Below are 19,946 nucleotides of genomic sequence, written 5' to 3' on the forward strand. Positions count from 1 at the left end.
TTTCTGTTTCAGGGGTACCGCCCTCCCCCTCATCAACTTAAGCATTTTATAAAACCACAAAACAAAAAGAACCATAACCTCGCCAATTTGGAAAAGTTATGGTTCATATCATACAAAATAAAAAAACCACCAAATATGTATTGGTGGAGACGGTGGGAGTCGAACCCACGTCCAAAAATATCGGCACTTAAGCTTCTACGAGTGTAGTCGATATATTAGCATTTCGCGAACTCTTCGGCCTATCGACAGGCTTCCAAGTTGCTAGTCTGATTGTTCTCTTCCTTCGCCCTCAGACGGCGAACTCCGGCGTAGTCCACTTAGTTTGAGTCCCTTACCCTACCACATGGACGATGGAGGGAGGAACCTTTAGTGCAATTAAGCAGCTAAAGAAAGATTGTTTTGTTTGCCAATTATAGGCTTTGACGTTTTAACGAGGCCGATCCCCTCGACTCGCAACCTAAGCTCGAACTATCCCTGTCGAATCCGTAACGTCCCCATGATAAAAATGGAGCATACGAAGAAATATCGTGATAGCTACTAAGAGCTGTTTTTCAATGTGCAACAATCTTACATAAGTTATTATAACATACGCGCGTCGTTTTACAAATGTAAATATCTGTATTACATCTTTTGACGATCACGGAACGCGCGTGCAATTTCACGTTTTGCTTCTTTTTCTTTTAAATCGTTACGCTTATCATATTGCTTTTTACCTTTTGCTAAACCAAGTGCCATTTTCGCGAATCCATTTTTTAAATAAATTCTAACTGGAACTAATGCATAGCCTGTTTCTTTTGAAGCACCCGTTAACTTCTCAATTTCTTTTTTATGAAGAAGTAACTTTCTCGTGCGAAGCGGATCATGGTTGAAACGATTCCCTTGCTCATATGTACTAATATGCATATTATGTACCCATACTTCACCATTATGCACACGTGCAAACGCATCTTTCAAGTTCACGTGTCCAGCGCGAATCGACTTAATTTCCGTTCCTTGAAGGACAAGCCCTGCCTCGTATGTTTCTTCGATGAAATAATCATGAAATGCTTTTTTATTTTGTGCAATAACCTTACCTGTACCCTTTGGCATATAACGTCCCTCCTCTATTTTTACTATTGTAACAAATGTTAATAAAAAGCGAAAGTGGCTCGCTCAGAATGTGAGGTGGATGGAGCTTCTGACCTTGAGGCGCTCTTTGCCTCTCGGGAAGAAGCGAAGCCGCCGAACATTCTAGCCACTGTAGCTGGATTCCAACAAAAAGCAAAAGTGGCCCGCTCTCAAGCCACCAATAAAAAAGAAAAAGCCCCGCTTTTCATCAAAGCGAAGCCCTCCTTTTCTTACTTACGCTTTTTCTTTTTCTTCTTGAATCCTGGTACATTTTCGAAGAATGCTTTTTTCTTCTTACCGTTACCATCTTTTTTCCCTGGCTGACTAGCGGACGTGGAAGTGGAAGCAGAAGCTGATCCTCTTCCTTTTCCTTTGCCACCACGGTCGAATTTTCTACCTGTACCACGTTCTCCGCCGCGCTCATCACTGCGCTCGCTACGTCCACCGCGTTTCTTTCTGCCTGTTCTTGGCTGTTCGATAACGACTGGACGATCTTTGAACTTACGACGAGGCGTACCTTTCATGCCAACGATTTCAAAGTCGATTGCACGCTCGTCTTTATTTACGTTAATAACGCGAATTGTAATTTCGTCTCCGATGCGGAATACGTTACCTGTACGTTCTCCGATCATTGCAAAATGTTTCTCGTCATAACGGTAGTAATCATCTGTTAAGTAGCTAACATGTACAAGACCTTCAATTGTATTTGGAAGCTCTACGAATAAACCGAAGTTTGTTACAGAGCTAATCATACCATCATACTCTTCGCCGATTTTATCAACCATATACTCTGCTTTTTTCATTTCGTCTGTTTCACGTTCTGCTTCAACTGCACGGCGTTCCATATTAGAAGAATGCTCTGCAATTTCAGGTAAGTTTTCACGCCATTTTGCTTGTGTTTCGTTGTCAACTTTACCGTTAATGATGTATTCACGAATTAATCTATGAACGATTGTATCTGGGTAACGACGAATTGGTGATGTGAAATGTGTGTAGAACTCAGTTGATAAACCGAAATGTCCTAAGCTATCCGCATCGTAACGCGCTTGCTTCATTGAACGAAGCATTACTGTTGAAATAACTACTTCTTCAGGCTGTCCTTGAACCATTTCAAGAATTTGTTGCAGCGCACGAGGATGTATTTCATTCGCACGTCCTTTTACTGCATATCCGAAGTTTGTTACAAACTCGAAGAAACGTTCCAGCTTATCTTCTTTCGGATCTTCATGGACACGGTACATGAATGGTACGTTCATCCAGTGGAAATGCTCTGCTACTGTTTCGTTCGCAACAAGCATAAATTCTTCAATTAACTTCTCTGATACAGAACGATCACGCATGACAACATCTGTCGGTTTACCTTCTTCATCTACTAATACTTTCGCTTCTTTAAAGTCAAAGTCGATTGCACCGCGGCGCATACGTTTTTCACGTAAAATCTGCGCCAATTGACCCATCTCTTTAAACATCGGTACGAGCGGCTCATAGCGTTTGATTAACTCTTCGTCCTCATCTTCTAAAATGCTTCTTACGTCAGCATACGTCATACGCTCTGTCGTTTTAATCACACTTTGGAAAATCTCATGCTTTACAACATCACCTAAGTTGTTGATTTCCATTTCACAAGATAACGTCAGACGGTCTACTTTCGGGTTTAACGAACAAATACCGTTAGATAGACGATGCGGAATCATCGGAATTACACGGTCAACAAGATATACACTCGTTGCTCTTTCCGCTGCTTCTACATCAATTGGAGAACCTTCTTGAACGTAATGACTTACATCCGCAATATGAACGCCAAGCTTGTAGTTACCGTTCTCGAGCTTCGTTACTGTAACAGCGTCATCTAAATCTTTCGCATCTGCACCGTCAATCGTTACAATCATTTGGTCACGCAGGTCACGGCGATCTTTTAAATCTTCTTCTGAAATCGTTTCTGGTACACTGTTTGCATGCTCCATCACTTCTTCAGGGAATGCTAAAGGTAGATGATGTTTATGAATAACTGATAAAATATCTACTCCTGGATCATTTTTATGACCTAGAATTTGAATAACTTCACCTTCTGCACTTAAACGATTCTCTGGATAGCTCGTAATTTTCACAACTACTTTATGGCCTTCTACAGCACCCATTGATGCACTTTTCAAGATAAAGATATCACTCGTCCAGCGCTTATTGTCAGGTACAACAAATCCAAAGTTTTTCGATTCTGTATATGTACCAACTAGTTCTTTCGTGCCGCGCTCTAAAATACGTACAATTGAACCTTCTTGGCGTGATCCACTTGATTGTGCGCTAACACGCGCTAATACTGTATCGCCATGAAGTGCACCGTTTAACTCTGTAGGTGGGATGAAAAGATCATCATCTCCCGTTTTCTTCTCTTCTGGTACAACGAATGCAAAGCCACGTGCATGTCCAATTAATTTACCGCGTACTAAATTCATCTTTTCAGGAAGACCGTAACGGTTACTACGTGTGCGAATAACAAGTCCCTTCTCTTCCATCATTACAAGTGCCTTTACAAAATCTTTAAAGCCCTCAGACCCTTCAATTCCAAATGCCTCTTCTAACTCTTGTATTGTTAACGGTTTATACGCTTCTTCTCTCATAAATAACAACAACTTATCAATATTTTCTTGTATGATTTCTTCCAAGCAGAAATACCTCCTTTAAACCCTTATATTATTTAGTGTATCCGAAAGACTGGGGATGTATAAAGCGAAAATTTAATACTCCCCTAATGATTTTTACAGTTTTCACAAAAAATTCCTTATGAAAAAAAGAGGCAACTAGATCTTACCAATCTAGTTGCTCCAAGAAGTTATATACATCCTCATGTAGCTCGTCACGTTGCTTATCAAGTGTAATGACATGCGTAGAGTCTTCATACCATTTAATGTCTTTTAACGTAGATTCTACACCGTTATAAATAATGTTAGCACTATCTGTATTAATCATTTCATCATGACGTGCTTGTACAACAAATGTAGGTGCATAAATCATATCCACATTGTTACGTACGTCAGCAATTAATTGTTGTAATGCTTTTAATGTATTCATCGGTGTCTTTTGGAATTCCAACATTTCTTGTTCGATTTGCTCTGGTGATTTTTGCTCACGGTTTTTATATTCGCGGGCATATGCCAATATACCTTGGTACATCGTTTCTTCACTCTTAATATACATTGGTGCACACATTGGTACTACACCTAAAACAGGTACTGTATAACCTAATTTTAAAGAAAATACGCCGCCAAGTGATAATCCAACAACAGCAATTTTCTCAAAGCCTTTATCTTTTAAAAGCTGATATGCCTCCATTACGTCTTGCCACCAATCTTCAGGACCTGTATGAACAAGCTCTTCTGGTGGTACACCGTGCCCTTTATAAATTGGCGCATGACAAGTGTAGCCTTTCTTCTCTAAGAAACGCCCTAACATACGTACATCAGCTGAGTTTCCTGTGAAACCATGTAGTAATAAAACAGCGCGGTCTCCACCCTCAAATGTAAATGGTTTCGGAGATGCTAATTTCATCATGTACTTCTCCTCTTTCTCTTCTGTAATCTAGTCGTATTCTTTCTATATCTAGTGTACCATATTTATATTTCTATAATCTAATTAGAAACATCTTTCAAATGGCAAAATAAAAAAAGAAGAACCATTAGTACATCTTACTAACGCTTCTTCTTTCAATTCTATAAATTTAAGTACGTAACAGCAATTGTTAATACGAAGAATAGAACAGCTAAAACAATTGTAATACGGTTTAATACCGCTTCAATTCCACGTGCTTTTTGCTTACCAAATAATTGCTCTGCACCGCCTGAAATTGCACCTGAAAGGCCTGAGCTATTACTAGACTGCATAAGTACCATAACAATCATTAAAATCGATACAATAATAAGTAAAACGGATAATAACGTATGCACTTGGCGTACCTCCTACAAAGATTCAGTTATTTTAACTGTAGCATAAATTCTATAGAAAAGCGAGAGCTATAGAGTCGCTCTCGCTTTTCTTCTATTACATAAACATCATTGCAAATAACGGCCCGAGCAAACATGTCAAAATTGCTGTTAATGTCATTGTTACCGATCCAATAACACCTTCATGTTCATTATTTTTCATCGCTCTCATTACACCCATAATATGAGAAGCACATCCAAATCCGATACCTTTACCAACTGAGTTTGTAACGCGGCTCCATTTTAATAAAAGTGGGCCGGTAATCGTTCCAGTAATACCTGCGATAACAACGAAAGCTGCTGTTAATGACGGTACACCACCAACTTGCTCTGAAACACTCATCGCAACTGGCATTGTCACCGATTTTGGTAAAGAAGATAAAATTAAGCTTTTATCTGTTCCCATAAGTGATGCAATGGCAAAATCACTTGCGATTGCAACTGTTGTCCCTACTAATACGCCACCAGCAATCGGTACAACATATTTTTGCAGAACGTGACGTTGCTTATAAAGAGGAATTGCAAATGCTACAACACCAGGTCCCAGCAGTTTTGCAATCCAGCCACCACCGCTTTCCATATAATGTTGATATGGTATATCAAGCATGATAAATAAGAAAGCCATTAATCCTGTTGCTACAAGCATTGGAATGGTGAATGGTGTTGGAAATAATTTATAGATTTTTTTAGATAATTGGTATAATAGCACCGTAAAAAGAACCCAACCGATTCCGATTAATATTTGGCTCATCGCGACTCTCTTTCCTTTCTATTCGCAAGATATTGTCCTGTATGCCCTGCGACAATAATAATTAAAAATGTACTCGCTACAATTGTAATGAAAAGAGAAATTCCTTTACTCATAAAAAAAGCACCGTAATTCATTAGGCCAAGTGTTGGCGGAATTAATAAAAACGGCATAATAGCAACGAGTGTTTCTGCTCCTAAATCGAACCATTTCACTGGAAGGACTTTTAGGCTAAGTAAAACAAGTAAGAGGAACATTCCAATCAAACTTCCTGGAATCGGAATATTTAACACTTCTTGTAACCAAGTTCCAACCATATACAAGACGTAAAGAGCAGCAATTTGGACAAGAATCTTTGTAAATTTCATGTTCATCATCCCTCATGTTTATACGATCTTCTCTTAATATCTTTATCATAGTATAAATTGTAAAAAGCTGCAATTTATCAACTTGACAGCAAAAACAGCTTATGTTAGACGCTTACAACCTTGATATGACTGGATTTCCGCATAGAAATTAAGTCAAAAACCTTGACCTAATATAAAAAGTTTTTATTTTCTGAATTTATAACGTTGTTATTTCAATAAAATAATCTTTTTATCCTTAAGCTTACATATATATAAAGTGAAACTTTCATTAGTGGTGGTTTTCTTCATCCCTACAATCAGGCTTTTACGGGATAAACAAGATAGGTGGTGAACATATGCCAAAAAAAGTTCTTATTTTTTGTGATCCTGGGATTGATGATACGATGGCTCTCCTCTTAGCATTCTTTATTGATGAAATAGAAATCGTCGGCATTGTTGCTGATTACGGCAATGTTCCAAAAGAAATGGCTGTACAAAACGCTCATTTTCTTAAGAACGAAGCAAAGGATAGAAATATCAAGATATTTGGTGGATCAGAACGCCCACTTACTGGCGCCCCTCCTGCTTTCTTTACGGAAGTACACGGGAAACAAGGGCTCGGGCCAATTATTCCAAAGGGACATGTGACTAACGGAGAAATGGAGAATTTTTTCGAAGTTATTCCTCTTATTGAACAGTATAAAGATGAATTAATCATTGTTAGTTTAGGCAGACTTACCTCCCTAGCAATTTTATTCATCTTATGTAAACAGCTCATGAAGCAAGTTAAATCTTACTACGTAATGGGCGGTGCCTTTTTACATCCTGGTAATGTTACCCCTATTTCCGAAGCAAACTTTTATGGCGATCCTACTGCTGCTAATATAGTCCTTCAATCCTCACCTAACATGTACATCTATCCATTAAACGTCACTCAGTATTCCATCATTACACCAGAAATGGCTGAATATATTGAAGCAAAAGGAAAAGCCCCACTCGTCAAACCGTTATTCAATCATTATTACTACGGATATTATAAAGACGCCTTACCGCATTTAAAGGGGAGCCCCTTCCATGACACAATGCCAATACTCGCTTTACTTGATAACTCTATGTTTACATATCACAAGTCACCTATCGTTGTCATGACAGAATCTTATGCACAAGGAACAAGCATAGGGGAATTTCGTTCTTTAGGAGAATCTAAGCCATTTATTGATTGGCCGAGTCATCAAATCGCAATTGATTTTGATTATAACCGCTTCTTTAAACATTTCATGTCACTTATGACGGGTGAGCAATTTTAACATAAAAAAACAGACCGTGATTTCTCACGGTCTGTCGTTATTTTCTACAATTATCGTTTGATGTTGTAGAAAGATTTGATACCATCGTAAACAGCGATTTCGCCTAGTTCGTCTTCGATGCGTAATAATTGGTTGTACTTAGCAATACGGTCAGTACGGCTCATAGAACCAGTTTTGATTTGGCCAGCGTTAGTTGCAACTGCGATGTCAGCGATTGTAGCATCTTCAGTTTCACCAGAACGGTGAGATACAACTGCTGTGTAACCAGCACGTTTAGCCATTTCGATAGCTTCGAAAGTCTCAGTTAAAGTACCGATTTGGTTAACTTTAATTAAGATTGAGTTAGAGATACCTTTTTCGATACCTTCAGCAAGTTTTTGAGTGTTAGTTACGAATAAGTCGTCACCAACTAATTGTACTTTATCACCGATACGCTCAGTTAATAATTTGTGACCATCCCAGTCGTTTTCGTCTAAACCATCTTCGATAGAGATGATTGGGAAGTCTTTGCAAAGCTCTTCGTAGAAATCAACCATTTCTGCAGAAGTTAAGCCAGTACGGCCTTCGCCTGCAAGGTCATATTTACCAGTTTCTTTGTTGTAGAACTCAGAAGAAGCAACGTCCATTCCTAAGAATACGTTCTCGCCAGCTTTGTAACCAGCTTTTTCGATAGCTTCGATGATTACTTCTAATGCTTCACGGTTAGAACCAAGGTTTGGAGCGAATCCACCTTCGTCACCTACTGCAGTGTTAAGACCTTTGTCATGTAATACAGCTTTAAGTGCATGGAATACTTCAGCACCCATACGGATTGATTCTTTGAATGTTGGAGCACCAACTGGTAAGATCATGAACTCTTGGAAGTCTACGTTGTTATCAGCGTGAGAACCACCGTTGATGATGTTCATCATTGGAGTTGGTAATTGTTTTGCATTGAATCCACCAAGGTAACGGTATAATGGAAGACCTACGAAGTCAGCTGCTGCGTGAGCTACTGCCATAGATACACCAAGGATAGCGTTAGCGCCTAGTTTACCTTTGTTTGGAGTGCCATCTAATTCGATCATAGCACGGTCGATACCAGCTTGGTCAGTTACGTCGAAACCAACGATTTCTGGAGCGATTGCTTCGTTAACGTTGTTTACTGCATTTAGAACACCTTTACCAAGGTAACGAGATTTGTCACCGTCACGTAATTCTACTGCTTCGTGCTCACCAGTAGATGCACCACTTGGTACGATAGCGCGTCCGAAAGCGCCGCTTTCTGTGTAAACTTCTACTTCTACAGTTGGGTTACCACGAGAGTCAAGGACTTCGCGAGCATAAACATCAATAATTGTTGACATAATAAATTCTCTCCTTTTTATATAAGCAAATTATTTAATAATTGTTTTACCTGTCATTTCTTTCGGTTGTTCCACATTTAAAAGCGTAAGCATTGTTGGAGCGATATCTCCTAAAATACCACCTTCACGAAGCTCTACATCATTTTTTGTAACGATGAAAGGAACCGGGTTAGTTGTATGAGCTGTCATTGGTCCACCATCAGCAGTTAACTCCTGATCAGCATTACCATGGTCAGCAGTAATAAGTGCTACACCATCTTTTGCAAGAATCGCTTCTACAACTTTTCCTAAACATTCGTCAGTTGCTTCTACTGCTTTAATTGTTGGTTCCATCATCCCAGAATGGCCAACCATATCACAGTTTGCAAAGTTAAGAATGATAACATCATGTTTATCATTTTCGATTTCATTTACTAAAGCGTCCGTTACTTCGTAAATGCTCATTTCAGGTTTCAAGTCATACGTTGCAACCTTCGGTGAGTTAATTAAAATACGCTCTTCTCCTGGGAATTCAGCCTCACGACCACCGCTAAAGAAGAATGTAACGTGCGGATACTTTTCAGTTTCCGCGATGCGAAGTTGCTTTAATCCCGCTTGCGCAACAACTTCACCTAATGTGTTATCAAGGTTCATTGGCTTGAATGCCACGTAACCATCTACAGTTTCACTGAAATGTGTCATACAAACGAATTCAGGAATGTGAGGTACTTTTTCACCACGATCGAACTCACGGAAGTCTTCGTTTGTAAATACACGAGCAATTTGAATTGCACGGTCTGGACGGAAGTTATAGAAGATAACTGCATCATCATCATTGATTGTTGCAACTGGCGTGTTATCTTCGTTAACAATTACAGACGGCAATACGAATTCATCATAGATACCGTTCGCATAAGAGTCTTCTACACACTCTTCTGCTGATTTATAAGTAGGGCCTTCACCATTCACCATAGCACTGTAACATTTTTCTACGCGATCCCAACGCTTGTCACGGTCCATAGAGTAATAACGACCAGAGATAGTCGCGAATTGTCCTACTCCTGTTTCTTTAATTACTTCATTTGTTGCATCGATATAACCTTTTGCTGTTTGTGGTCCAACATCGCGGCCATCTAAGAATGCATGGATATAAACTTTCTCCACGCCTTCTTTTGCTGCTAAGCGAAGAAGAGCAAACATATGGTTCATGTGACTGTGCACACCACCATCAGAAAGTAAACCGAATAAATGAAGAGCAGTACCTTTTTCTTTTACGCTTTTAATTGCATTTTGGAAAGTTTCGTTCTGATCGAACTCACCTTCACGAATTGCAACGTTTACGCGTGTTAAGCTTTGATATACAATACGGCCAGCACCGATATTTAAGTGACCAACCTCAGAGTTACCCATTTGACCTTCTGGAAGACCTACTTCCTCACCACAAGCTGTAAGCGTTGTGTGAGGGAATTTGTTCCAGTAACCATCAAAATTAGGTTTCTTAGCTTGTGCTACAGCATTCCCATGAGTTTCTTCACGTAGTCCGAAACCATCAAGAATGATTAAAGCTGTTGGCTTTCTCATTTTACCGCCCCCAGAAGACCTAAGAACGAAGCAGGCTCTAAGCTAGCACCGCCAACTAAAGCGCCGTCGATGTCAGATTGTGCCATATACTCTTTAATGTTTTCTGGTTTTACGCTACCGCCGTATTGAATACGAACAGCTTCTGCAGCTTCTGTAGAAACAGCTTCTGCAACAACTTTACGGATGTGCGCACATACTTCGTTTGCATCTGCAGAAGAAGAAGATTTACCTGTACCGATAGCCCAGATTGGCTCATAAGCGATAACAGTTGCTTTAACTTGCTCTTCTGTTAAACCTGCAAGTGCTTTTGTCACTTGACCTGCTACTAGATCAAATGTTTTTCCGCTTTCGCGCTCTTCTAAAGTCTCACCACAACATACGATTGGTGTTAAACCATGTTCAAATGCTGCAAGAGTCTTTTTGTTTACTGACTCATCTGTTTCAGCAAACATTTCACGACGCTCAGAGTGGCCAAGTACTACGTAGCCTACTTTTAAGTCGCTAAGTGCTACTGGGCTAATTTCGCCAGTGAATGCACCATTTTTTTCGAAGTGCATGTTTTGTGCACCTACTTGTAAATCAGTTCCTTCAGTTGCTGCTACTAAACGCTCTAAAAATAGAGCTGGAGAGCAAACTACTGCATCAACAGCTGAAGCTGCTGGGATTTGACCTTTAACTTCCTCTACGAAGCTAACTGCTTCAGATAGAGTTTTATTCATTTTCCAGTTACCTGCGATAATTGGTTTACGCATGCTTTGCACCGTCCTTTTTCTTTGGCTGCTACTTATTTGTCGTTAAGACAAACTACACCTGGAAGCTCTTTGCCTTCCATGAATTCTAATGACGCACCGCCGCCAGTAGAAATGTGGCTCATTTTATCAGCCATACCGAATTTTTCAACAGCTGCTGCAGAGTCACCACCGCCGATAACAGAGTATGTATCTTCTGCATCTGCTAATGCTTGTCCTACTGCTTTTGTACCTTCTGCGAATGGAGTCATTTCGAATACACCCATTGGTCCATTCCATACAACAAGCTTAGAATTTTTAATTACATCTGCATAAATTTCACGTGTTTTAGGACCGATGTCCACGCCTTCCCAAGTAGAAGGGATAGAGTCGATACCTACGATTTGAGTTGTTGCAGTTTCAGAGAATTCCTCAGTGATTACAACATCAACTGGCATGTAGAAGTTTACGCCTTTTTCTTTTGCAAGTTGCATAAATTCTTTAGCTAGTTCGATCTTGTCGTCTTCACATAGAGATAGACCAATTTCATGACCTAAAGCTTTAACGAATGTGTAAGCAAGTCCGCCACCGATGATTAAGTTATCTACTTTGTCTAATAGATGACGAATTACACCGATTTTATCTTTTACTTTCGCACCACCGATGATAGCTGTGAATGGACGTTCTGGGTTAGAAAGTGCTTTTCCAAGTACATCTAACTCTTTTTCCATTAATAATCCAGATACTGCTGGTAGGTAGTCTGCGATACCTGCTGTAGAAGCGTGAGCACGGTGAGCTGCACCGAATGCATCGTTTACGAAGATATCAGCAAGAGCTGCAAATTCTTTCGCAAGTTCTGCATCGTTCTTTTCTTCGCCCGCATAGAAACGTACGTTTTCAAGAACTAATACGTCGCCTTCGTTCATTGCTGCAACCATTTCTTGTGCAACTGGTCCGAATGCTTCGTCTGCTTTTTTAACATCTTTACCAAGAAGCTCGCCTAAACGTGCTGCTACTGGAGTAAGACGTAATTCTTCTACTGCTTGACCTTTTGGACGGCCTAAGTGACTTGCTAAAATAACTTTCGCACCTTGCTCTACTAAATATTGAATTGTAGGAAGAGCTGCACGGATACGAGTTTCATCTGTAATTTTGCCTTCTTTCATAGGTACGTTGAAATCAACGCGGCAAAATACACGCTTACCTTTTAAATCTACGTCACGAATTGATTTTTTGTTCATTGGATTTCCCTCCGACTACTAGTTAGGATTGACAAAACCCACTCAAAAGCTTAACACATTTGCTTTTAAAACGAAAGAAGAGAGAGAGGGAACAAACCCTCTCCCTCGTTTTGTCATTGATTACTTATATAATTAAGAATTAAAGACCTTTAGAAGTCATGTATGCTGCTAGGTCTACTACGCGGTTAGAGTAACCAGTTTCGTTATCGTACCAAGAAAGTACTTTAACCATGTTACCTTCCATTACCATTGTAGATAATGCATCGATTGTAGAAGAAGCTGTACATCCGTTATAGTCGATAGATACTAATGGCTCTTCGCTGTATCCAAGGATACCTTTTAATTCGCCTTCAGCTGCTGCTTTGAATGCTGCGTTTACATCTTCAACTGTTACTTCTTTGTCAAGTTCAACAACTAAGTCAACAAGAGAAACGTTAGCAGTTGGAACACGTACAGCGCCACCATTTAATTTACCTTTAAGTTCTGGTAATACTAATGCTACAGCTTTAGCTGCACCAGTAGATGTTGGGATCATGTTTTCAGCTGCTGCACGAGCACGACGTAAATCTTTGTGTGGTAAGTCTAAGATTTGTTGGTCGTTAGTGTAAGAGTGAATTGTTGTCATCATTCCGCGTTTTACGCCGAATTTTTCGTTTAATACTTTAGCGAATGGAGCTAGACAGTTTGTAGTACAAGAAGCGTTAGATACTACGTTGTGGTTAGCTGCATCATATTGTTCGTGGTTAACACCCATAACTACAGTGATATCTTCGTCAGAAGCTGGAGCTGAGATGATAACTTTCTTAACTGATCCACCTAAGTGTTTTTCAGCGTCTGATTTTTTAGTGAAACGGCCAGTAGATTCTACTACTACTTCTACTCCGTAGTCGCTCCATGGTAATTGAGCTGGGTCACGCTCAGCGATAACTTTAATTTCTTTACCGTTAACAACGATGCTGTTTTCGTTAGCAGATACTTCTGCATTTAAAGTTCCGTGAACTGTGTCATATTTTAAAAGGTGAGCTAATGTTTTAGCATCTGTTAAGTCGTTGATTGCTACTACTTCTACCTCAGAGTTGTTAAGAGCTGCGCGGAATACGTTACGTCCGATACGTCCAAATCCATTAATACCAATTTTAGTCATTTGAATTTCCTCCTTGGGGGATTATATTAAAGGGTAATACCCTTTGTTAACTGTTTTGCTGCACCTTCATCTGTAATTAGAATTGAAGTGTGCCCTTGTTTAATTACAGCCTGTATTGCCTTTGCCTTTGAAGAACCTCCAGCGACTGCAACAACGTGAGATACATGTTGTAAATCCTCAAGTTGCATACCAACTGTTCTTACTTTATGAACAACATTTCCTTGTTCATTAAAGTAGTAACCGAAAGCTTCGCCTACTGCTTCGCTTGCTTGAATCTTTAACCAATCTGCTTCTGAAGTATTTCTGCGACGTGCCATTGTTAACGCATCACCTATTCCATGAATGACGATATTGGAAGATCGAATCAACTCAAGAACTTCTTTCACGGAAGGCTCTGTCACAATAGACGCATATGCTTCGCTACTAACATGGTCTGGAACATACAATAAGCGATAATTACTCATCGTATTTTGTGCCATCTTGGCACAAATGGTATTGGCTTCTAATTCGACACCCTCTCCAATTCCACCACGCGCTGGGACAAATAGCATATGTAAATCTTTGCAATCAAGCTGCATCATGTCCGCAGCAGCAGCTAGCGTAGTTCCTCCAGCCACAGCAACGATATTATTCGCTGTCAGACGGTCTTTTATACAAGTCACACAAGCACGGCCCATCTCCAGTTTGACCCAAGGTGATTCATCACTATCACCAGGGACAACGAAAACTTCATCCAAGTCTAATGTTTCCTTAAGTTGCTTTTCTAAAACCTTTAACCCGGAAATTTCTTTCATAAAGTCTTCCAAAGCAAGAACTAAAGCTGTTCCTTCTTCTGTCAAAGTCATTCCAGAAGAAGCGACGTGAACTAAGTTTTGTTCTTTCAAAACTTGAACTTCACTTCGCAATACTCGTTCTGTCATACCGAGACTTGCTGACAAGTTTCTTCTTCCAATCGGCTGCATGAGCCTAATGTATTGAAGAATTTGCATTCTCGTTTGCATAACAGGTAGCAGATCAGGTAATAATTTTTTTGTGTTCTGAATCCATGAGCGCATATCTTTTCTCCTCACTACATTGGTTCATTTTTCCTCGTGGTCACTTTACGTCCCGTAGTGACATTTTGTGTCCCACATAGGTTAAAAAAATAATCCCTGCTACGTGTATTATTGTAACAGGAGATAGAAACTTATTCAACTCTTAACTGCATTCTTTATATAGTTTATTATGACACCTTTGTGAATGTTACCATATTCTACTTGTTTTCCGCCTATTTCTACCACCGGAATCATTAGGTGATATTTTTCTAAAAGGTCATTATCTTCATATATATTTATTTCCTCGATTTGAAAAGAATATTCACATTGTACTTCCTCTAAAACTTGTTTCGCCTGCACGCAAAGGCCACAATCTTTTTTTGTATACAGTACAACTTTCATATTCTTCACCTATCCGATCGTTTTTCGTAATGATGACGCTGGAATGTGCATTTGTTCTCTATACTTCGCCACTGTTCTTCGAGAAATAACGATTTCATGCTCTTCTTCTAATAATTTTGAAATCTTTTGATCTGAAAGTGGCTTTTTCTTATTCTCCGCCTCAACAAGCGTTTGGATAAATCGTTTCACACGCTTTGTAGAAACTGCTTCATCTTCAGTAGTCGAAATAGCATTACTAAAGAAAGATTTCATCTCAAATAAACCATGTGGTGTTTGCACATATTTATTTCGCGTTGCACGACTAATTGTAGATTCATGCACACTTAACTCTTCCGCTACCTCTTTTAAAGCAAGCGGTTTTAAATATTCTGGACCTTCCCAGAAGAAATCACGTTGTTTTTCCATAATAATAGTCATCACTTGCAGAAGCGTTTGTTTTCTCTGTTTTAAACTGCGCATAATCCACTGCACATGCTGATACTTTTCTGATACATAAGATGCTACTTCACTTTCACTATTATTCAGAAGCGCACTATACTCAGAATGAATTTCAATTCTCGGCATATTTCTCTCGTTCATTTGTAAAACGAGACGATCACCATCTTTTTTCACCGCCATATCAGGCACAATATAAAGCGGTTTATCAGAAGAAAACGCAAGACCTGGTTTCGGCTGTAATGACGTAATACAGTTCACCGCCGATTGCAATTCTTCATTACTACACTTCAACACTTGAACGAGCTTTCGCCAATCTTTCTTCACGAAATAAGCGAAGTGATCCTCTATAACCTCTTCCGCTAATCCATTCCGTCTTTGTAAGCGCTTCAATTGTAAAGTTAGACATTCCTGAATATTACGCGCTCCTACCCCTGCTGGCTCGAGTGATTGGACAAGCTCTACAAAGCGGGCGACTTCATGAATCGGTGCGGAAAGGAGATCCGCTAACTCTTCGTTCGTTTCTTGTAAATACCCATTTCCATCCATGTTCATAATAATGAAAGAAGCTATTTTTCGCTCTTCTTCATCTATTTTATAATACTGTATTTGATTTAATAAATGTTGCTGAATCGTTGTTGAATCCACACTGTAGATTTCCATCTGATTCTCGATTTGTTTGCTGGTACTTTTACTGTTGTTAGAGCTCTTTTTCTTCTCCCTCTCAAAACCACCTAACTCAATAAGGGGATTCTCTAACGATTGCTCATACAAAAACTCCGATAATTCTTGTACATTATACTGGAGCATTGTAATCGCTTGCCTTAACTCTTGTGTCATTGCCAAACGTAAGCTTTGTTCTTGTAAAAGACTTGCCTTCAAACTAATCTCCCCCTTGTTTCTATTGTACAATAAGTTTGGTAAAAGGAGAATGCTATCACAGACACCCATTCCAAAATATTATTAATTTATATGTATTAATGAGATTTACAACTTACAACCGAAATTTGAATAATATTGAAAGAAAATAATAGCGCGATAAAAATTATTACCACATACTAATAGTAAATCTTATTATCAGATATAACAAGTATTAATAAAAAAGGTCTGCACTTATATTTGTAAGTGCAGACCTTTTTATGCAGATAGATTCATTATGCTTCGTTAAATATAACATCCCCTTCTTCAGCAGGCCATTCACCTTCTAATTCCATGTCGTCTAACATCATTTCAGCCGTAAAGACAATCGCTATTAAATCCTTATGGTAGTCTCCGCTAGGCAAATAGTGATTAGGTCCAAAACAATCCCTATCAATTTCTTTATAGTGCACTTCCATATTTAACATGAATTTCAACATTTCATCGCCTGTAATTTCACCAGAATCAGACACAGCAACGGTTTTACGTTCGTTATCCCCTAAAATACTTAAATATCCACTAATTTTACGCACCTGCAATCCCCTCATACTATAATTTTTAGATAATTTTAGTATAAACTCATTACAAAATTAACAGAAGTACCTTGTAGGGCCATAACAAAAACCCCCTATACACAATTATTTCTAATCACATACAAGAGGTTGTTTTAAATTTACTATTTATTTTCAACACGTAACACCAACAATACATAACGCGCCCAGAGGGATTCGAACCCCCGGCAGACGTGGTACCGGAAACCACCGCTCTATCCGACTGAGCTATGGGCGCATGATTATAGAAAATAGTTCATTTTCTTTTCATAATAATAGCAATAAAATCCATCTAAATCAATAAAAATATCCCTGTAATCCTTTATGAACCTTAGTTAGGAATATATTAACAAAGTACTATCCCCTAAATTTTCCAATCATAAATTCATCCCAACTCACAAATTATAATCTTTGAATTGATATTCCAAAGGGGGCTTCATTCAATGACTGTAATTACAAAACTAAAGCAAACTGTTTCTGGATTAAAAAGTGCACAAGCTAGCTTAGAGGGATTCGCTCTTGATACGGATAACCAACAAGCAAAGCAACTTTTCCAAACAGCTGCAGAGCAAACGCAAACGATTATCGATTCTTTAAATCCACGCGTTGAAGAAGTCCAACAAGAAGAACCACAATACTCACAGCAATAACAGATTAGTCATGCTGTGAAATAGAAAAAGGATGATATGCAGTCATCCTTTTTCTATCACATTACATATTGCAATAGAAATGGAATGATAATCATGCGAAAACTCGGTCTCATAACCGCATTATTTGCCCTTCTATTTAGCTCTTTTACCGGATGTGATAATAGTCCCTTAGATAAAAAAGTGAAAGAAGAAGCAAAACGAACGGAGAAAGAAAAAGGTCCCAAACTAACAAAGACGAGTACGGAATCCTTTAATCAATCTATATCACAAGGAGCCAAGAAAAGGGCTCTCGCTATGGATGAAATTACAAAAAGCACAGCAGTGAATTCAAATTTGGATCTCTACATAGCAGTTCTACCTGAGCATCACGAAAGGTTTGGATTAAAGCCTCTGCGTAAGAAGCTTCAAAAGCAGCTAAGTGATGAGCATCCTACTTTCGATGTTCGTGTAAGTACTGATAAAAAAATCTTTATGTTACTCGAAAAGCTTGAGAGCAAAATTAAGAAAAAAGAAGTATCTAAAGACGAGATCAATAAGCAATTAAAACTCATTGGGAAAAAAATGGAGTCTAACACTTAACGCTTTTTAATAGAAAAGGAAGGATCGCAATGTCTAGTAAAGATAAGAACTTAACCCCTGTGCAACAAGAGTATAAAAAATTCGAGCAAGAACGCGAACCGAAGCGTCCTGTCTTGAAAAATTGTATTAAAGCCTTTTTCGTCGGTGGTTTTATTTGCTTCATCGGACAACTCATTTCTACGTTTTATATCACATATTTTGACTTCACTGAGCGTTCAGCAGGAAATCCAACAGTCGCAACTCTCATTTTCATTTCCATGTTACTAACTGGTTTTGGTATATATGACCGCTTTGGGCAGTTTGCTGGAGCAGGCACAGCTGTACCCGTTACTGGATTTGGTAACTCTGTTATTGCCGCATGTATCGAACACCGAACAGAAGGGTTCGTACTCGGCGTTGGAGGAAATATGTTTAAATTAGCTGGCTCTGTTATTTTGTTTGGTGTATTTTCAGCTTTCGTCATCGCACTTATTAAAACGATTCTCGTTCAATGGGGAGGGCTATAAATGTTACAAGGACACCGAACGTGGGTATTTGAAAATAAACCCGTTATTATTTCGACAGGAGTCGTTGGTGGACCGTTTGAAGCAAAAGGAAACATTCCAGAAGACTTCGATATCCTCCATGAAGATTTATGGCTCGGACAGGATTCCTATGAAAAAGCCCATAAAATTTTATTCGAAGAAGCTTGTAGCCGCGCTACTGAAAAAGCCAAGCTTCGTAAAGACGATATTCAATTCGTACTTGCAGGAGATTTAATTAATCAAATCACTCCAACAAGCTTTGCCTGCCGTACACTCGGAACACCATATCTCGGATTATTCGGAGCATGTTCTACTTCCATGGAAGGATTAGCGCTCGGGGCAAGTATTGTAAATGCAAAAGGCGCAAAATATTTATTAACCGGGGCATCTAGTCATAACGCCGCTGTAGAGAAGCAGTTCCGATATCCAACTGAATACGGCGGTCAAAAACCTCCTACCGCACAATGGACAGTAACTGGAGCTGGCGCAGCTATTTTAAGCGACACTGGACATGGTCCTAGAGTAACATCTGCAACAATCGGACGAGTGATTGATATGGGATTAACAGATCCTTTTAATATGGGTGGTGCGATGGCCCCAGCAGCTGTCGATACGATTGAGGCCCATTTACGCGAACGACAAATTGACGCCTCTTATTACGACTTAATTGTAACAGGTGATCTTGGACATGTCGGTCGCGAAATTGCTTATGACTTACTACATAAACACGGAACGAAAGTAACGAGCGAACAGTTTCAAGATTGCGGCATACTCATTTATAGAGAAGGGCAACCTGTCATAGCTGGTGCTAGCGGACCGGGATGTTCCGCAACAGTCGTGTACGGTCATTTATTAAACCGAATGAAAAGAGGAGAGTTCAAAAAAATACTTGTCGTTGCGACAGGCGCTTTACTATCTCCACTTACATTCCAACAAGAAGAAACGATTCCGTGTATCGCTCACGCCGTTTCGATTGAATTTGGAGGTGCAACGCAATGATTTTTTTCTGGGCTTTCGTCATCGGCGGACTCATATGTGTAATTGGCCAACTTATGTTTGATGTTGGCAAGCTAACACCCGCTCATACAATGGCAACACTCGTTGTTGCCGGTGCTATACTGGACGGATTCAACCTGTATGAACCATTAATCGACTTTGCTGGAGCCGGGGCAACTGTACCTATTACAAGTTTCGGTAATGCCCTCGTTCACGGCGCAATGGAAGAAGCTGCAAAACACGGCATCGTTGGCGTCATTACCGGAATGTTTAAAGTAACAAGCGCTGGTATTTCTGCTGCTATCATATTCGGATTCATTGGTGCATTACTATTCAAACCGAAAGGATAAGA

21 protein-coding genes, 1 tRNA gene and 1 other RNA gene are annotated in these 19,946 nt (G+C 39.4%); 6 read left to right on the forward strand and 17 right to left on the reverse strand.

The window, feature by feature from the left end; translation table 11 throughout:
• Nucleotides 1–141: 141 nt before the first annotated feature.
• From ssrA to ACU8YW_RS25395, 7 genes are all read right to left on the reverse strand, one after another.
• Nucleotides 142–496, reverse strand: a transfer-messenger RNA (tmRNA) gene (ssrA, locus tag ACU8YW_RS25365).
• 125 nt (nt 497–621) lie between these two features.
• Entirely contained in the window at nt 622–1,089 is a 468-nt protein-coding gene (smpB, locus tag ACU8YW_RS25370) for an SsrA-binding protein (protein WP_426934175.1), read from the reverse strand.
• Nucleotides 1,090–1,337: 248 nt separating this feature from the next.
• Nucleotides 1,338–3,770 (reverse strand): ribonuclease R, encoded by a 2,433-nt coding sequence (gene rnr, locus ACU8YW_RS25375; RefSeq protein ID WP_088064782.1) that lies wholly within the window; start codon nt 3,768–3,770, stop codon nt 1,338–1,340.
• Between the two features lie 142 nt (nt 3,771–3,912).
• Entirely contained in the window at nt 3,913–4,653 is a 741-nt protein-coding gene (gene estA, locus ACU8YW_RS25380; protein WP_000761972.1) for a carboxylesterase, read from the reverse strand.
• 161 nt (nt 4,654–4,814) lie between these two features.
• The gene (secG, locus tag ACU8YW_RS25385) at nt 4,815–5,048 is read right to left on the reverse strand and encodes a preprotein translocase subunit SecG (RefSeq protein WP_000557263.1); all 234 of its coding nucleotides are present in this window, start codon (nt 5,046–5,048) and stop codon (nt 4,815–4,817) included.
• A gap of 94 nt (nt 5,049–5,142) precedes the next feature.
• On the reverse strand, nt 5,143–5,835 hold the full coding sequence (locus ACU8YW_RS25390) for an LrgB family protein (RefSeq protein ID WP_000078299.1): 693 nt from the start codon (nt 5,833–5,835) through the stop codon (nt 5,143–5,145).
• Nucleotides 5,832–6,200, reverse strand: coding sequence for a CidA/LrgA family holin-like protein (locus ACU8YW_RS25395; protein WP_075309614.1), 369 nt, complete (start codon nt 6,198–6,200; stop codon nt 5,832–5,834). The genes ACU8YW_RS25390 and ACU8YW_RS25395 overlap by 4 nt, the downstream gene beginning before the upstream one ends.
• 335 nt (nt 6,201–6,535) lie before the next feature.
• Here ACU8YW_RS25395 and ACU8YW_RS25400 point away from each other — a divergent pair, with 335 nt between their 5' ends.
• Entirely contained in the window at nt 6,536–7,486 is a 951-nt protein-coding gene (locus tag ACU8YW_RS25400; protein WP_046955593.1) for a nucleoside hydrolase, read from the forward strand.
• A gap of 50 nt (nt 7,487–7,536) precedes the next feature.
• Here ACU8YW_RS25400 and eno read toward each other — a convergent pair whose 3' ends face one another.
• From eno to ACU8YW_RS25450, 10 genes are all read right to left on the reverse strand, one after another.
• Nucleotides 7,537–8,832 carry a phosphopyruvate hydratase gene (gene eno / locus ACU8YW_RS25405; protein WP_000103948.1) on the reverse strand — a complete coding sequence of 432 codons (1,296 nt, stop codon included), beginning with the start codon at nt 8,830–8,832 and terminating at the stop codon, nt 7,537–7,539.
• Nucleotides 8,833–8,862: 30 nt separating this feature from the next.
• Entirely contained in the window at nt 8,863–10,392 is a 1,530-nt protein-coding gene (gene gpmI / locus ACU8YW_RS25410) for a 2,3-bisphosphoglycerate-independent phosphoglycerate mutase (RefSeq protein WP_001231145.1), read from the reverse strand.
• Nucleotides 10,389–11,144: a triose-phosphate isomerase gene (gene tpiA / locus ACU8YW_RS25415; RefSeq protein ID WP_001231043.1), complete on the reverse strand. Its 756-nt coding sequence runs from the start codon at nt 11,142–11,144 to the stop codon at nt 10,389–10,391. The genes gpmI and tpiA overlap by 4 nt, the downstream gene beginning before the upstream one ends.
• Before the next feature lie 32 nt (nt 11,145–11,176).
• Complete coding sequence (locus tag ACU8YW_RS25420; RefSeq protein ID WP_001036333.1) at nt 11,177–12,361, reverse strand: phosphoglycerate kinase; 1,185 nt, start codon at nt 12,359–12,361, stop codon at nt 11,177–11,179.
• 139 nt (nt 12,362–12,500) lie between these two features.
• Nucleotides 12,501–13,505, reverse strand: coding sequence for a type I glyceraldehyde-3-phosphate dehydrogenase (gene gap, locus ACU8YW_RS25425; protein ID WP_000161234.1), 1,005 nt, complete (start codon nt 13,503–13,505; stop codon nt 12,501–12,503).
• Between the two features lie 26 nt (nt 13,506–13,531).
• Complete coding sequence (cggR, locus tag ACU8YW_RS25430; protein ID WP_001258183.1) at nt 13,532–14,560, reverse strand: gapA transcriptional regulator CggR; 1,029 nt, start codon at nt 14,558–14,560, stop codon at nt 13,532–13,534.
• Between the two features lie 135 nt (nt 14,561–14,695).
• Nucleotides 14,696–14,941 carry a glutaredoxin family protein gene (locus ACU8YW_RS25435; protein ID WP_000869731.1) on the reverse strand — a complete coding sequence of 82 codons (246 nt, stop codon included), beginning with the start codon at nt 14,939–14,941 and terminating at the stop codon, nt 14,696–14,698.
• A 9-nt stretch (nt 14,942–14,950) separates the two neighbouring features.
• Entirely contained in the window at nt 14,951–16,258 is a 1,308-nt protein-coding gene (gene rpoN / locus ACU8YW_RS25440) for an RNA polymerase factor sigma-54 (RefSeq protein WP_088064784.1), read from the reverse strand.
• 272 nt (nt 16,259–16,530) lie between these two features.
• A complete protein-coding gene (locus ACU8YW_RS25445) occupies nt 16,531–16,827 on the reverse strand; it encodes a hypothetical protein (RefSeq protein WP_426934174.1) in 297 nt (98 codons plus the stop codon).
• A gap of 180 nt (nt 16,828–17,007) precedes the next feature.
• Nucleotides 17,008–17,083 (reverse strand) — tRNA-Arg (locus ACU8YW_RS25450).
• Between the two features lie 205 nt (nt 17,084–17,288).
• Here ACU8YW_RS25450 and ACU8YW_RS25455 point away from each other — a divergent pair.
• The 5 genes from ACU8YW_RS25455 to spoVAE all read left to right on the forward strand — a co-directional run bounded on the left by ACU8YW_RS25455 (nt 17,289) and on the right by spoVAE (nt 19,944).
• Nucleotides 17,289–17,495, forward strand: coding sequence for a DUF1657 domain-containing protein (locus ACU8YW_RS25455; RefSeq protein ID WP_000216160.1), 207 nt, complete (start codon nt 17,289–17,291; stop codon nt 17,493–17,495).
• Nucleotides 17,496–17,588: 93 nt separating this feature from the next.
• Nucleotides 17,589–18,074 (forward strand): YhcN/YlaJ family sporulation lipoprotein, encoded by a 486-nt coding sequence (locus ACU8YW_RS25460; RefSeq protein ID WP_046955592.1) that lies wholly within the window; start codon nt 17,589–17,591, stop codon nt 18,072–18,074.
• Nucleotides 18,075–18,103: 29 nt separating this feature from the next.
• On the forward strand, nt 18,104–18,580 hold the full coding sequence (gene spoVAC, locus ACU8YW_RS25465; RefSeq protein ID WP_000095399.1) for a stage V sporulation protein AC: 477 nt from the start codon (nt 18,104–18,106) through the stop codon (nt 18,578–18,580).
• A complete protein-coding gene (gene spoVAD / locus ACU8YW_RS25470) occupies nt 18,581–19,597 on the forward strand; it encodes a stage V sporulation protein AD (RefSeq protein ID WP_046955591.1) in 1,017 nt (338 codons plus the stop codon).
• A complete protein-coding gene (gene spoVAE, locus ACU8YW_RS25475) occupies nt 19,594–19,944 on the forward strand; it encodes a stage V sporulation protein AE (protein WP_000575918.1) in 351 nt (116 codons plus the stop codon). The genes spoVAD and spoVAE overlap by 4 nt, the downstream gene beginning before the upstream one ends.
• Nucleotides 19,945–19,946 lie beyond the last annotated feature (2 nt).

Source organism: Bacillus pretiosus (assembly GCF_052947655.1).

Excerpts from the sequence above, each read along its gene's own strand:
- ACU8YW_RS25460 (WP_046955592.1), top strand. The coding sequence starts at position 17,589 with ATGCGAAAACTCGGTCTCATAACCGCATTATTTGCCCTTCTATTTAGC.
- ACU8YW_RS25395 (WP_075309614.1), bottom strand. The coding sequence starts at position 6,200 with ATGAAATTTACAAAGATTCTTGTCCAAATTGCTGCTCTTTACGTCTTG.
- gpmI (WP_001231145.1), bottom strand. The coding sequence starts at position 10,392 with ATGAGAAAGCCAACAGCTTTAATCATTCTTGATGGTTTCGGACTACGT.
- spoVAC (WP_000095399.1), top strand. The coding sequence starts at position 18,104 with ATGTCTAGTAAAGATAAGAACTTAACCCCTGTGCAACAAGAGTATAAA.
- tpiA (WP_001231043.1), bottom strand. The coding sequence starts at position 11,144 with ATGCGTAAACCAATTATCGCAGGTAACTGGAAAATGAATAAAACTCTA.
- ACU8YW_RS25455 (WP_000216160.1), top strand. The coding sequence starts at position 17,289 with ATGACTGTAATTACAAAACTAAAGCAAACTGTTTCTGGATTAAAAAGT.
- estA (WP_000761972.1), bottom strand. The coding sequence starts at position 4,653 with ATGAAATTAGCATCTCCGAAACCATTTACATTTGAGGGTGGAGACCGC.
- spoVAE (WP_000575918.1), top strand. The coding sequence starts at position 19,594 with ATGATTTTTTTCTGGGCTTTCGTCATCGGCGGACTCATATGTGTAATT.
- spoVAD (WP_046955591.1), top strand. The coding sequence starts at position 18,581 with ATGTTACAAGGACACCGAACGTGGGTATTTGAAAATAAACCCGTTATT.
- ACU8YW_RS25400 (WP_046955593.1), top strand. The coding sequence starts at position 6,536 with ATGCCAAAAAAAGTTCTTATTTTTTGTGATCCTGGGATTGATGATACG.
- gap (WP_000161234.1), bottom strand. The coding sequence starts at position 13,505 with ATGACTAAAATTGGTATTAATGGATTTGGACGTATCGGACGTAACGTA.
- ACU8YW_RS25420 (WP_001036333.1), bottom strand. The coding sequence starts at position 12,361 with ATGAACAAAAAATCAATTCGTGACGTAGATTTAAAAGGTAAGCGTGTA.
- ACU8YW_RS25435 (WP_000869731.1), bottom strand. The coding sequence starts at position 14,941 with ATGAAAGTTGTACTGTATACAAAAAAAGATTGTGGCCTTTGCGTGCAG.
- ACU8YW_RS25390 (WP_000078299.1), bottom strand. The coding sequence starts at position 5,835 with ATGAGCCAAATATTAATCGGAATCGGTTGGGTTCTTTTTACGGTGCTA.
- eno (WP_000103948.1), bottom strand. The coding sequence starts at position 8,832 with ATGTCAACAATTATTGATGTTTATGCTCGCGAAGTCCTTGACTCTCGT.
- smpB (WP_426934175.1), bottom strand. The coding sequence starts at position 1,089 with ATGCCAAAGGGTACAGGTAAGGTTATTGCACAAAATAAAAAAGCATTT.
- cggR (WP_001258183.1), bottom strand. The coding sequence starts at position 14,560 with ATGCGCTCATGGATTCAGAACACAAAAAAATTATTACCTGATCTGCTA.